Below are 13,084 nucleotides of genomic sequence, written 5' to 3'. Positions count from 1 at the left end.
GGTCCTGCTGCCGGCGCCACCGCCGCTCCGGACCGCCCGATGACCAACGCCTTCGTTTCGCCCGACGCTATCCGCAGCCTGTTCGCGCAGGCCATGTCCGACATGTACCGCACCGAGGTGCCGTTGTACGGCACGCTGATGGAGCTGGTGGCGCAGGTCAATGCGCAGACCCTGGCCGCGGACCCGGCACTGGAGGCGCAGCTGCAGCGCAACGACGAACGCGCGCGCCTGGATCAGGAGCGGCACGGCGCGATCCGCGTCGGCACCGCCGAGGAACTGGCCACGCTGCGCCGCCTGTTCGCGGTGATGGGCATGGCGCCGGTCGGCTACTACGACCTGTCGGTAGCCGGCGTGCCGGTGCACTCCACCGCGTTCCGCCCGCTGGATGCGGCGGCGCTGGCGCGCAATCCGTTCCGCGTGTTCACCTCGCTGCTGCGGCTGGAGCTGATCGAGGACCCGGCGCTGCGCGAGCAGGCGGCGCAGATCCTCGCCAAGCGGCGCATCTTCACCGACGGCGCGCTCGCGTTGATCGCGCAGTACGAACGCGACGGCGGCCTGGGCGACGCCGACGCGCAGCGCTTCGTCGCCGAGGCGCTGGAGACCTTCCGCTGGCACAGCGATGCCACCGTGAGCCTGCCGACCTACCGCGCGCTGAGCGAAGCCCACAAGCTGATCGCCGACGTGGTCAGCTTCCATGGCCCGCACATCAACCACCTGACCCCGCGCACCCTGGACATCGACGCCGCGCAGGCGGAGATGCTGCGCCGGGGCATCGACGCCAAGGCGGTGATCGAAGGCCCGCCGCGTCGCGCCTGCCCGATCCTGCTGCGCCAGACCAGCTTCAAGGCACTGGAGGAAACCGTGCGCTTCCCCGCCGGCGCGGACGACGCCGAGGCCGGCACCCACACCGCGCGGTTCGGCGAGATCGAGCAGCGCGGGCTGGCCCTGACGCCGAAGGGCCGCGCGCTGTACGACGCGTTGCTGGAACGCGCACGCGCCGCCGACGGCAGCGCCGGTGCCGACTACGCCACGCGCCTGCAGGCGGCCTTCGCCGATTTCCCGGACGATTACGCCACCCTGCGCCGCGAGGGCCTGGGCTACTTCCGCTACGCACTGACCGACGCCGGTCGCGCCGCCGGCGCCGAGGCCCTGGCCGGCAAGCCGGCCGAAGCATTGATCGCCGACGGCCTGGCCAGCGCCGACCCGATCGTCTATGAGGACTTCCTGCCGGTCAGCGCCGCCGGCATCTTCCAGTCCAACCTCGGCGGCGGCGAACAGCGCGCCTACGCCGCGCACGCCAACCGCGCCGCGTTCGAGCAGGCGCTGGGCGCGACGGTGCACGACGAGTTCGCCATCTACGCCGGTATCGAGCGCGATTCGCTGGAGGCGTTGGCGGGTTGACAGCTGTGTTCCTGTTGTCAACGGCGGTAAGACAAGGACGATGTCCGACGTCGTGGCTACTTGTCTCTGGATGTCCGAGGTTTGGTTGCACCACCAATGATGTCGCCTGATTTGAAACTGCCGGCGTCACTGGTAAGGGTTTCACTTGACGGTACCGTCGATTGGTATCAGTATTTGAACCGAAAACCGGCCGTTTGCAGGTGACATATAAGCGGGGCTTGACCCCCACCTGCATCCGGCCATCTTATTGCCTAGGGAGATGGGCATGCATCGGCGCTTTGCCGTCCTGCTGGATGCGGGATTCGTCAAAAGAAAATTGAAGTCGAGCGGTGAAGTTTCCGCCAACCGCATACAGCAACTTGTAGAGGCAATTCGCAAGCACGAATGCCTTCAGGATTGCCTTCTGCATCGCGTCTACTACTACGACGCTGCGCCACTTGGAAGATCGGTTGAGCAGCCTGTCACTGGCGAGGTCATCGAGTACGACAAGACGCCTGTGTTCCAATCCAACGTGGCCTTGGTGAGGGATGTTGCCAAGCTTCCCCATTTTGCGCTTCGTCAGGGCGAATGCAGCCACGATGGTTGGATGGCAAAGTTCAAGTCGCTGAAGAGCGCGGGGAACTACGATGCCGGGTCTGACACGTTGAGGCTGAAAAGCTCGGACCTGAAACCGGTCATCAAGCAAAAAGGCGTGGACATGCGTATCGGCATGGATATCGCTGCCTTGACTCTAAAAAAGCATGTGGAAGTCATCGTACTTGTCACGGCAGACAGTGACTTCATTCCTGCAATGAAGTTTGCGCGTCGGGAAGGCGCGCAACTCTATTTGTTCAGTCTCGGCCATGGAACAAAAGAGGATGTGGTCGAGAACGCAGATCTTATGATTGTGTCGACAGCTAAATCTCTGATGGACGCGCTGGCGGCATGACCGGTTCCGCGCCTCGGAATTCGAAACGAATGGCGCGAGGTGCCGTGCTCGACAAGATCCAGGTGCGCGCGCCGCGCTCCTGCCGGATTTACCCCGGGTAACGCGCCTTCAGCATGGCATACGCCGAACGCAGCGCCAGCGCTTCGCCACCCGCCGGGCGGCCGGGGCGGTCGCTGTCGTTCCAGGCGTACACGTCCAGGTGCGCCCACGCCTGCCGCGCCGGCACGAAGCGCTCCAGGTAAAGGGCGGCGGTGACCGCGCCGGCCATGCGCGAGCCGGCGTTGGCCAGGTCGGCGACCGAGCTGGTGAGATAGCGCAGATAAGGACGCCACAGCGGCATGCGCCAGACCGGGTCGCGGGTGCGCTCGCCGGCGGCGATCCAGGCCTGCGCCAGCGTGTCGTCGTTGCAGAACAGTGCTGGCAGATCCGGGCCCAGGGCGATGCGCGCCGCGCCGGTCAGCGTGGCGAAATCCAGGATCGCGTCGGGGCGCTGCTCGCTGGCGTAGGCCAGCGCATCGCACAGCACCAGGCGGCCTTCGGCGTCGGTGTTGTCGATCTCCACGCTGGTGCCCTGACGGGTGGCGATCACCTCGCCCGGGCGGAACGCGTTCGGGCCGACGGCGTTTTCCACCGCCGGCAGCAGCACGGTCAGCCGCAGCGGCAGACGCTGCGCCATCACCAGTCCGGCCAGCGCCAGCGCGTGTGCGGCGCCGCCCATGTCCTTCTTCATGTTGCGCATGCCGTCGGCCGGCTTCAGGTCCAGGCCGCCGGTGTCGAAGCACACGCCCTTGCCGACCAGCGCCACGTGCGGGTGCGCCTCCTCGCCCCAGCGCAGCACCAGCAGGCGCGGCGCGCGGTGCGAGGCGCGGCCGACCGCGTGGATCGCCGGGAAGTTCTGCTCCAGCAGCGCGTCGCCGATGATGCTCTCGAACTGCGCGCCGTGTTCCTGCGCGATCGCGCGTGCGGCCTCTTCCAGTTGCTCCGGCCCCATGTGCTCGGTCGGCGTGTTGACCCAGTCGCGCACGCGCAGGCTGGCGGCGATCAGGTCGCACACTTCGGCCTGCGGCGTGGCCAGCAACTGTGCCGGCAGCCGCGGCGGTTGCTTGTAGCGGGCGAAGCGGTAGCTGCCCAGGCCCCAGCCCAGGTGCAGGGTCGCCAGCGTGTCGGCGTCCAGCGCGCTGTCCACGCGCCAGGTGCTGCCGGCCGGCAGCGCGAACGGCGCATGCGCATAGGCATACGCATCGCCGCGATCGCCGACGCCCAGCACCGCCGCGGCCACGCCGTCGGCACCGGGCAGCAGCAGCACGCTGCCCGGCGCGGCCATGAACTGCTGGGTGTCCATCCACGCCACCCACGCCGGCGATTGCGCCGCGCGCCATTCGGCCAGGTGCTCGCGGTCGAGCACGTACAGCGGCAGCGCATGGGTGGAGGCGTCGGTGAAGCCGGTCGGCAGGGACATCAGCGGATCCTTGGAATAGGGAGAAGACCGGTGGGCGAGAGGGCGCGGATCAGGCGCGCGCCGCGTCGGCCGGCTGGGTCGCGTCCAGCCAGTCGGCCAGGCCGGTGAGGGTGTCGAAGTGCAGATCGGGTGGGGTCGGCGGATGCCAGGCCTGCGCCTCGCGGTTGATCCAGCAACCGCGCAGGCCGGCCTGCATCGCACCGACCACGTCGATCTCGATATGGTCGCCCACGTGCAGCACCTGCGCGCAGGGCAGGCCCAGGCGCGCGCAGGCGGCGCGGAAGATGCCCGGGTCCGGCTTGGCCGCGCCGTGTTCGCGGGCACTGAGCTGGAAGGCGAAATGGTGGTCCAGGCCGATCGTGGCCAGGTCGGCGTTGCCGTTGCTCAGCGCCACCACCGGCACGCGCGCGGCGATGCGCTCCAGCGCGGCGACGCTGTCCGGGTAGCACTCCACCTGATTGCGCGCGGCATGGAACACCGCATACGCAGGTTCCAGCAACGCTTCATCGGCACCGCTGTCCTGCAGCGCACGGCGCAGGGTCAGCCGGCGCAGTTCGCTGAGGTCGTGGTGCAGGTGCGGATGCGCGGCGAACACCGCTTCGCGCAGTTGCCGCATCGCCGCGACCGGGAAGCGCGCGGCGGTGGCCGGGCTGTGCTGCAGCAGCCAGTCGTGCAGCACCTGCTCGATGCGCGCGCCGATCGGTGCGAACGGCCACAGGGTGTCGTCCAGATCCAGCGTGATCGCGCGGACGGGGAAGGAGGGCATGGAAGTCACCGGCGCATTTTACGCGAAGCGTCGTCGCCGCCGCGGGCCGGGCCCGGTAGACAGCACTCGCGCTTCCGCCAATCCCCAATCCCGACTCCCCAATCCCGGCCTCACTCCAGCAACCGCGCCCAACGCTGCATGCCTTCGACCCGCGCCAGCACCATCTTGATGCACACCAGCAGCGGCACCGCCAGCAGCAGGCCGATCATGCCCCACAGCCAGCCGAACAGCATCAGCGCCAGGATCAGCATCAGCGGCGAGATCGCCATGCGTCGGCCGAGCACGATCGGCGTCACCACCTGGCCTTCCAGGGTATGCAGCGCCAGGTACAGGATCGCCGGCAGCGCCGCGCTCAGCGGTTCGCGGAAGGCGACGAAGCCCATCAGCAGCATCAGCACCGCGCCGATCAGCGGCCCCACGTAGGGTGCGAAATTCAGCAGCGCCACCACCGTGCCCCACAGCAGCGCTTCCTGCGGCGGAATGCCCAGCAGGATCAGAATGCCGGCGAAGATCAGGCCGACCAGCGTATTGATCACGGTGATGGTCAGGACGTAGCGCGAGACCTCGCGTTCGATCGAGCGCAGGATCTCGGTAGTGAATTTCTGTTGCTGGCGGCTGGGCAGCAGCGCGATCGCATGGCGCTGCAGGTTCTCGCCGAACACCATGAAGAAGAACGTCAGCAACACCACCGCCAGCGCCGAGGCGGCCACCCGCGGGGTCCGCACCAGCGCCTTGTACGGGTCGTCCATCTGCGTGCGGATCACCTGCACGCGGCGTCCGCTTTCGCCGCCGGCGGCGCGGGCGAAGTTCTCCGCGGCCTGGTTGGCCTGCTGCATCGGCTTGGTCAGGTCGCGCACCTGGGTGGCCAGATGGCGCAGCTGTGCCGGCGCCTGCTGCGCCCACTCGGCGGCGGGGCCGGCCAGTTGCACGGTCAGCGTCGTCGCCACCGCCATGCCCGACAGCAGCACCAGCAGCGCGGCCAGGAAGCGCGGCAGGTACAGCCGTTGCAGCATGCGCAGGATCGGGTTGCCGACCAGGGCGAAGAAGGCGGCGAGCAGGATCGGCAGGATCACGTCCTGTGCGGCCCACAGCGTGTAGCAGACCGCCAGGGTGGCCAGCACCACCAGCGAGACCGGTCCGCGCGGGCGTGGAGCGGGCGGCGGCGGCAGGGGGCCGTGCGGGGCGTCGTCGGCGACGACCGCGGGATCGGGAACTGTGCTCATCGGACCTGCGATGCAGTGGCCGCGGCGCGCGCCGCAGTGCACGCGCCGAACGGCGTCGAAAAGGAAGCGAAGTGTAGGCCGGATCGTGGCCGGCGCGATATCAAGGCGGCGTGGCCGCCGCGTGCGCGCGGCGTGGCGGCCCAGGCCAGCCACGCGCCGATCCCAGGAACGTCAGTCCTTGCCCTGGCGCTCGGACAGGTCGGTGGCCGCTTCGGCCGCGGCGGGTTGCCCGGGGCGCGAGGCCATCGGCGGCCGCGGCGGCTGCGGGCGGACAGCGGATGGGGGAACGGGTGCAACGGGAGGCGGGGCCTGGGTGGCGGCATCCACGGCCGCATCCTGTGCGGTGTCCGCCGCTTCCTCGGCATCGTCGGAGGCGCGCTCGGCGTCATCGGACGCGCTCTTGGCGGTGGTGGCGTTGATCAGGCTGGAGAGCGCGCTGAGCATCTGCAGCCAGCGCGCGCCGCCGAGCTTGCCGACCACCGCCGCCGGTTCGGCGCGGCCGACCAGGAAGCCGGTGCCGAGGCCGACGATCACGATCCGCCACGGTGTCCAGCCTTCGCGCCAGACCTGCTGCAGGGTCGTCCAGTGCGTGCGCACCTGCTCCTGGCGTCCTTCCAGCACCGCTTCGGCGCGGGCGATGCGGTGCTGCAATTGCCGCAGGGTCATGGTGTGGCCTCGCGCTTGGCGACATCCTCGTCGCCGTCCTCGTCGTCGCCGCCGATGCCCAGCTTGGCCAACTGGCGGCGGGTGGCGTCGAGCTTGCTCATGTCGAAGTAGCGCAGCGCCTGCCAGGCGCCGAGCGCGGTGACCACCAGGCTGAAGGCCGCAGTCGCCGAGATCGACGCCAGCCACGACCAGCCCATGCGCTGCAGCAGGGCGATCATCGCGCCCATCAGCAGCATCCAGGCCGAGGCGCCGAACGCCACCGCCACGGTCATCCACACGAAGGCCCGCGCCAGGGCGGCACGGGCCAGGGCGAAGTCCGCGGCCACCAGCTTGCGCAGCGCGCGACCGGTGTCCAGGGTGGCATTGAGTCCTTCGCGCCCGGCCGTGCCGAGCGCGCGGAAGGATTCCTCCAGCGACGGTGCGGCCGCGGCGTCTGCCGCGGCGCCGTCGGTGCGGGCCTGCTCCTCGCTCACGCGCGGCTTACTTGTCGCCGCCGCTGCGCGCCAGCTTGGCGATGATCCAGCCGGTGGCGAAGGCCACGCCGAACGAGGCCAACGGACGCTCGCGGATCAGTTCGGCGGCGCTGTCGATCAGGTCGCGGCCCTTGTCCAGCAGCACGTCCACCTGCTCCTTCGCCGCCGCACCGCCGAACTCGGCCGCCGCCAACCCGGACAGCGCGCTGTCGGACAGCTCGGCCTTGACGTTGGCCTTGCCCAGCTTCAGTTCTTCGCCGGCGGCACCGGCAGCGCCCTTGATCGCGTCGCCGGCATAGCTTGCCGCGGACTTCAGGTGCGCGCCGGCTTCGCTCAGGTTGTCCTTGAGGTTCTCGGTATTGGTCGGGCTGGCATTCATGGGCATGTCTCCTCTGGGGTTTGGGGGCCTGCCGTCCGCCGATGCGGACGCTGCGCAGAACGGGGCGACACCAATACCATCGGCGGGGTGTACGGGGTGTTAGCTCGTCGCCGCAGGCAGTGCGCCATAGTGTCGGCGCTCGCCGCCGAGCGGCCAAGTCCCGGAGTGACTGTCATGCACGCGTACGGCAACCGGAGCGGCCATGCCGGGGTGGTCGCCTACGACAGCGGCCCGGACTGGATCGTGCTGCGCTTCGCCGACGGCGCCACCTACCGCTACGACCGTCAGCATCCCGGCCTGCTCCAGGTCATGGAGATGCAGCGCCTGGCCGCCGCCGGGCGCGGTCTCACCACCTACTTGAACCAGCACGTGCGCGACGATTACGCCGCGCGCCTGGACTGAGCGTGCCGGCTCACTGCATGACCAGGTCGGCCTGCGCGCCGCCGCGCACCACGCGCAGCACCAGTTGCGCCGGCTTGCGCGCGAAGTTGGCGCGGTAGCTGGCCAGGTCGGCGAATTCGCCGACCGAGGCGGCCACCACGATGTCGCCGCTGGCCAGGCCGTTGCGCGCCGCGCGGCTACCGCGCGCCACGTTGCCGATCAGCACGCCGGAGATGCCGGACTGGCGCAGCGATTCGGGCAGGTCGGCGAAGGTGGCGCCGCTCAGCCGCGGATCCAGCGACTCGCCGCTGATCGCACGCGGCTGTTCCTTGAGCGTGGCCTTGAGCTGCAGCGGCTTGCCGTCGCGGCGCACGTCCAGGGTCACCGTGCTGCCCACCGGCTGCAGGCCCTCGTAGTTGTGCAGCGCCTCGGCGCTGTCCAGGCGCTCGCCGTTGGCGCCGGTGATCACATCGCCCGGCTGCAGCCCGGCGGCCGCGGCCGCCGAGCCGGCCAGCACCCGCGTCACCAGCGCCCCGCGCGGCGCCGACAGGCCCAGGCCCTGCGCCATCTGCGTGGTCAGGTTCTGCGTCTCGATGCCGAAGGTGCCGCGGATCATCACCCCGTTGTTCTTGATCAACTGGTCGACCACCGCGCGCGCCAGGTTCGACGGGATCGCCAGGCCCAGGCCGATGTTGCCGGCCATGCTGCCCTGCGGGTTGAAGCTGGCGGTGTTGATGCCGACCAGTTCGCCGCGCAGGTCCACCAGTGCGCCGCCGGAGTTGCCGGGGTTGATCGAGGCGTCGGTCTGGATGAAGTTCTGGTAGCCCAGGCCGCGGATGCCGTTGCGGCCCATCGCCGAGACGATGCCGGAGGTGACGGTCTGGGTGAAGCCGAACGGGTTGCCGATGGCCGCGACGAAATCGCCCACGCGCAGCTTGTCGCTGTCGCCCAGGCGGATCTCGGTGAGGTTGTCGGCCTTGATCCGGATCAGCGCGATGTCGGTGTCCGCGTCCGAGCCCATGAACTCGGCCTTGAAGCTGCGCCCGTCGGCCAGGGTCACCTGCACGTCGTCGGCGTTCTCCACCACGTGGTGGTTGGTCAGCACGTAGCCGTTCTTCGCGTCGATGATCACACCCGAACCCAGCGACTCGTTGATGCGCTCCTGCGGGATGTCCGGGAACAGGCGGCGCAGGATCGGGTCGTTGAAGAACGGATTGCGCACCCGCACGACTTGCTTGGTGTTGATGCTCACCACCGCCGGCATCACCTTCTGCAGCATCGGCGCCAGCGACGGCAGCGGCTCGCCGGCCACCGCGGACGGCAGGCGCGCGGCCCCGGACAGCGGCGGCGCCGCGACCGGCGCGGCCTCGGCGCGGTTGTCTAGTTGCGCATTGATGGCGGTGGCGGCGAAACCGCCGAAGGCAGCGGCGGCGGTCAGGGTCAGCAGCGTGGGCAGCGGTCGCATGGGGTCGGTTTCCGGGGAACGCGGGAGACGTGGGGCAGATGGGCGCGCGTGCGCGTAAATCAAGATGAACGCGCGGCGTTTAACCGCCAGTGAAAGCGTTCCGACGCCGCCTGCGCAAGGCCGCCACTGCACCCCGCGTGCACACCCGCTCGATGTCACGTGATCGGCGCGCGACGACGTTGACAGTCGGCCTGCCCGGCGTTAGCGTTCACGCTTGCATTAGCCACTACATGTAGCGGTATCGATTCGGTACGGCACTAGAACTAGGGTTTTCTTCACCAGGACTTCACATCCAGGGGCGCGCTCGGCGGTGCATGACGGGACGGTGACAGGGGACGTCGCGGATTCGGGGAATTTCGGTCGGTCGAGGGCAGGCGCCGCGCGCGCTGCCGCGGCCGTCGCTGCCGTGCAGCGCAAGTGCGATATAGATCAAGACACACGGCGGATGACCACCCATCCGCCCCATCGGGACAGGTTCGAGGAGAACACAGCAGAATGAGTACGGTGCGCCTGGAAGTCGTCCAGACCGGATCCAAGCACGACCCCATCCCGATGCAGCCGGCGTCGCAGGACATCTGGGACAAGAAGTATCGGCTCAAGACCAAGCAGGGCGATCCGCTGGATGCCGACATCGACGGCACCTACCTGCGCGTGGCGCGGGCGCTGGCCGATGCCGAGACCGGCGAGGAGCAGCGCGCCCACTGGTTCGAGCGCTTCGCCTGGGCGCTGCGCCGCGGCGCGATCCCGGCCGGGCGCATCACCTCCAATGCCGGCGCGCAGGAACACAAGCCGGCCACCAGCACCATTAACTGCACCGTGTCGGGCACCATCACCGACTCGATGGACGGCATCCTGGAGAAGGTCCACGAGGCCGGGCTGACCCTCAAGGCCGGCTGCGGCATCGGCTACGAGTTCAGCACGCTGCGCCCGCGCGGCGCGTTCGTGGCCGGCGCCGGCGCCTACACCTCCGGGCCGATGTCGTTCATGGATATCTTCGACAAGATGTGTTTCACCGTGTCCTCGGCCGGCGGCCGCCGCGGCGCGCAGATGGGCACCTTCGACGTGTCCCACCCGGACGTGAAGGATTTCATCCGCGCCAAGCGCGAGGACGGGCGCTTACGCCAGTTCAACCTGTCGCTGCTGATCACCGACGGCTTCATGCAGGCGGTGGAGCAGGACGCCGACTGGCCGCTGGTATTCCCGGTGAACCGCAAGGAAGAGGCCGACGTCGACCTGGCCGACGCCAGCGCCGTGGTGTGGCGCGACTGGCCCACCCACAAGGACTACATCGTGCGCGACGACGGCCTGGTCGCGTGCAAGGTGTACGGGCACATCCGCGCCCGCCACCTGTGGGACATGATCATGGTCTCCACCTACGACTACGCCGAGCCGGGCTTCATCCTGATCGACCGCGTCAACGAAATGAACAACAACTGGTGGTGCGAGAACATCCGCGCGACCAATCCGTGTGTGACCGCCGACACCTGGGTGCAGACCGCCGAGGGGCCGCGTCAGGTCGCCGATCTGCTGGGAACGCCGTTCCTGGCGCGGATCGATGGCGGCGACCATGCCACCGGGGCGGAGGGTTTCTTCAAGACCGCGCACAAGCAGGTGGTACGACTGCAGACGCAGGAAGGTTACGCGCTGCGCCTGACCGCGGACCACCGCGTGCGGCGCGTGGTGCGCCAGACCCGCTGGTCGCTGGACACCCAATGGTGCCAGGCGGACCAACTGGTCGCAGGCGACCGGGTGCTGCTCAACAATCACCGTGCCGGTGCGGAGTGGGGCGGCGCGCGCAGCTATGAGGAGGGTTTCCTCCTCGGCATGCTGGTGGGCGACGGCACGCTCAAGCAGGACGCCGCCGTGTTGTCTGTCTGGCCGCAGGCCGCCGCCGTCAATGCGGCGCCGCTGGCACCGGTGGCGCTGATGGACGAAGCCCTGCGCTGCGCGCGCAGCCTGCCGCACCGTGCCGACTTCGTCGGCTGGAGCGAGGTGCGCGACCGTGGCGAGTACCGCCTGAAGTCGGCCGCCTTGCGCGATCTGGCGCTGGAGCTGGGCCTGCGTCCAGGCGACAAGGCGATCACTCCGGCCGTCGAGAAGACCTCCAGCGATTTCCATCGCGGCTTCCTGCGTGGCCTGTTCGACACCGACGGCTCGATGCAGGGCAGCCAGGAGAAGGGCGTCAGCGTGCGCCTGGCACAGTCCGACCTGGCGCGGCTGGAGGCAGCGCAGCGCATGCTGCTGCGGCTGGGCATCGCCTCGCAGATCTACCGCGACCGGCGCCCCGCCGGCACCGCGTTGCTCCCCGACGGGAACGGCGGCACGCGTGCCTACGCCACCAAGGCGCAGCACGAACTGGTCGTCAGCGGCGACAACCTCGATGCCTTCGCCCAACGGGTGGGCTTTGCCGACACCGCCAAGGCCAACCGCCTCAAGGCGCTGCTGTCCGGCTACCGTCGCCAGTTGAACCGCGAGCGCTTCGTGGCGACCGTGCAGTCGGTGGCCGCCGATGGCGTCGAAGACGTCTACGACGTGCAGGTCCCCGGCATCAACACCTTCGACGGCAACGGCCTGCACGCCCACAATTGCGGCGAGCAACCATTGCCGCCCTACGGCGCTTGCCTGCTCGGCTCGATCAACCTCACCACCTTCGTGCGCGAGCCGTTCACCGAGCGCGCCCGCTTCGACTGGGAGGAATACAAGGAAGTGGTGCGGGTGTTCACCCGCATGCTCGACAACGTGGTCGAGGTCAACGGCCTGCCGCTGCAGCAGCAGCGCGACGAGATCATGCGCAAGCGCCGCCACGGCATGGGCTTCCTCGGCCTGGGCTCGACCATGACCATGCTGCGCATGAAGTACGGCAGCGCCGAGTCGTGCGAGTTCACCGAGTCCATCGCCCGCGAGATGGCCGTGGCCGGCTGGGAGACCGCGCTGTCGCTGGCCAAGGAGAAGGGCCCGGCGCCGATCATGCAGGAGACCTTCGAGGTCACCGCGGCGATGCTGCGGCAGCGCCCGGAGATGGCCCGCGACGGCTGGCGCGTCGGTGAGCGCATCGAGGGCCGGCTGCTGCACGCCAAGTACAGCCGCTACATGCAGCGCATCGCCGAGGTGGCGCCGGCGCTGGTCGAGGAACTGGCCGAAGTGGGCGCGCGCTTCACCCACCACAGCTCCATCGCCCCCACCGGCACCATCTCGCTGAGCCTGGCCAACAACGCCTCCAACGGCATCGAGCCGAGCTTCGCCCACCACTACAGCCGCAACGTGATCCGCGAGGGCAAGAAGAGCAAGGAGAAGGTGGACGTGTTCTCCTTCGAGCTGCTGGCCTACCGCCACCTGGTCAACCCCAAGGCCATGCCGTTCGCCGAGGACGCCGCCGCGCGCCTGCCGGACTACTTCATCGCCGCCGACGACATCCACCCCAAGGAACACGTGGACGTGCAGGCCGCCGCGCAGAAGTGGGTGGACAGCTCCATCTCCAAGACCGCCAACGTCCCCACCGACTACCCCTACGAGCAGTTCAAGGACATCTACCGCTACGCCCACCAGCAGGGGCTGAAGGGCTGCACCACGTTCCGCTTCAACCCGGCCGCCTTCCAGGGCGTGCTGGTCAAGGAAGCGGACCTGGAGAACACCACCTACCGCTTCGAGCTGGAAGACGGCAGTGTGGTCGAGGTCAAGGGCAACGAGCAGATCGAATACGACGGCGAGATGCACACCGCCGCCAACCTGTTCGATGCGCTGAAAGAAGGGTATTACGGCAAGTTCTGATGCCGTTCCGTCTCCCCGTTCGCGCCGGCGGAGGGGAGGGCGGCGGTGGGAGCCTCGGAGCGCGGCGTGCCGCCCTCCCCGAACGCTTCCCCACCGTTCGCTGCGTGTCGCCGTTTCCGGCTCCCCGCTTCGCTGCAATCGGTATAGCATCGCCCGCGTGACATAAACACTGACA

The 13,084-nt window shown here is 69.0% G+C and carries 11 protein-coding genes; 4 read left to right on the top strand and 7 right to left on the bottom strand.

Going from position 1 to position 13,084, the window contains the following annotated elements:
- The first annotated feature begins 39 nt into the window (after positions 1-39).
- Positions 40-1,401, top strand: a complete 1,362-nt coding sequence (locus SLW52_RS11360; RefSeq protein ID WP_267093424.1) for a VOC family protein — start codon at positions 40-42, stop codon at positions 1,399-1,401.
- A gap of 265 nt (positions 1,402-1,666) precedes the next feature.
- Positions 1,667-2,329 (top strand): NYN domain-containing protein, encoded by a 663-nt coding sequence (locus SLW52_RS11355; protein ID WP_320740102.1) that lies wholly within the window; start codon positions 1,667-1,669, stop codon positions 2,327-2,329.
- A gap of 88 nt (positions 2,330-2,417) precedes the next feature.
- Here the strand turns inward: SLW52_RS11355 and SLW52_RS11350 are convergent, their stop codons facing one another.
- The 6 genes from SLW52_RS11350 to SLW52_RS11325 all read right to left on the bottom strand — a co-directional run bounded on the left by SLW52_RS11350 (position 2,418) and on the right by SLW52_RS11325 (position 7,295).
- Positions 2,418-3,788: a leucyl aminopeptidase family protein gene (locus tag SLW52_RS11350; protein WP_320740103.1), complete on the bottom strand. Its 1,371-nt coding sequence runs from the start codon at positions 3,786-3,788 to the stop codon at positions 2,418-2,420.
- 49 nt (positions 3,789-3,837) lie between these two features.
- Positions 3,838-4,554, bottom strand: coding sequence for an HAD family hydrolase (locus SLW52_RS11345; RefSeq protein ID WP_320740104.1), 717 nt, complete (start codon positions 4,552-4,554; stop codon positions 3,838-3,840).
- Between the two features lie 110 nt (positions 4,555-4,664).
- On the bottom strand, positions 4,665-5,777 hold the full coding sequence (locus SLW52_RS11340; RefSeq protein ID WP_017910745.1) for an AI-2E family transporter: 1,113 nt from the start codon (positions 5,775-5,777) through the stop codon (positions 4,665-4,667).
- A 171-nt stretch (positions 5,778-5,948) separates the two neighbouring features.
- Positions 5,949-6,443, bottom strand: coding sequence for a hypothetical protein (locus SLW52_RS11335; RefSeq protein WP_152180541.1), 495 nt, complete (start codon positions 6,441-6,443; stop codon positions 5,949-5,951).
- Positions 6,440-6,916: a phage holin family protein gene (locus SLW52_RS11330; protein WP_267105206.1), complete on the bottom strand. Its 477-nt coding sequence runs from the start codon at positions 6,914-6,916 to the stop codon at positions 6,440-6,442. Before SLW52_RS11330 ends, SLW52_RS11335 begins: the two co-directional genes overlap by 4 nt.
- Positions 6,917-6,923: 7 nt before the next feature.
- The gene (locus SLW52_RS11325) at positions 6,924-7,295 is read right to left on the bottom strand and encodes a hypothetical protein (protein ID WP_010340149.1); all 372 of its coding nucleotides are present in this window, start codon (positions 7,293-7,295) and stop codon (positions 6,924-6,926) included.
- 174 nt (positions 7,296-7,469) lie between these two features.
- On the opposite strand from SLW52_RS11325, the gene SLW52_RS11320 reads away from it, so the two are divergent.
- The gene (locus tag SLW52_RS11320; RefSeq protein WP_043094420.1) at positions 7,470-7,697 is read left to right on the top strand and encodes a hypothetical protein; all 228 of its coding nucleotides are present in this window, start codon (positions 7,470-7,472) and stop codon (positions 7,695-7,697) included.
- Positions 7,698-7,707: 10 nt separating this feature from the next.
- Here SLW52_RS11320 and SLW52_RS11315 read toward each other — a convergent pair whose 3' ends face one another.
- Positions 7,708-9,141, bottom strand: coding sequence for a Do family serine endopeptidase (locus tag SLW52_RS11315; protein WP_017913191.1), 1,434 nt, complete (start codon positions 9,139-9,141; stop codon positions 7,708-7,710).
- 495 nt (positions 9,142-9,636) lie between these two features.
- Here SLW52_RS11315 and SLW52_RS11310 point away from each other — a divergent pair, with 495 nt between their 5' ends.
- On the top strand, positions 9,637-12,909 hold the full coding sequence (locus SLW52_RS11310) for an LAGLIDADG family homing endonuclease (protein ID WP_320740105.1): 3,273 nt from the start codon (positions 9,637-9,639) through the stop codon (positions 12,907-12,909).
- The last annotated feature ends 175 nt before the right edge of the window (positions 12,910-13,084 follow it).

Source organism: Xanthomonas sp. LF02-5, assembly GCF_034105325.1.
Classification (GTDB): domain Bacteria; phylum Pseudomonadota; class Gammaproteobacteria; order Xanthomonadales; family Xanthomonadaceae; genus Xanthomonas_A; species Xanthomonas_A sontii.
This window is presented reverse-complemented; position numbering and strand designations above follow the sequence as displayed.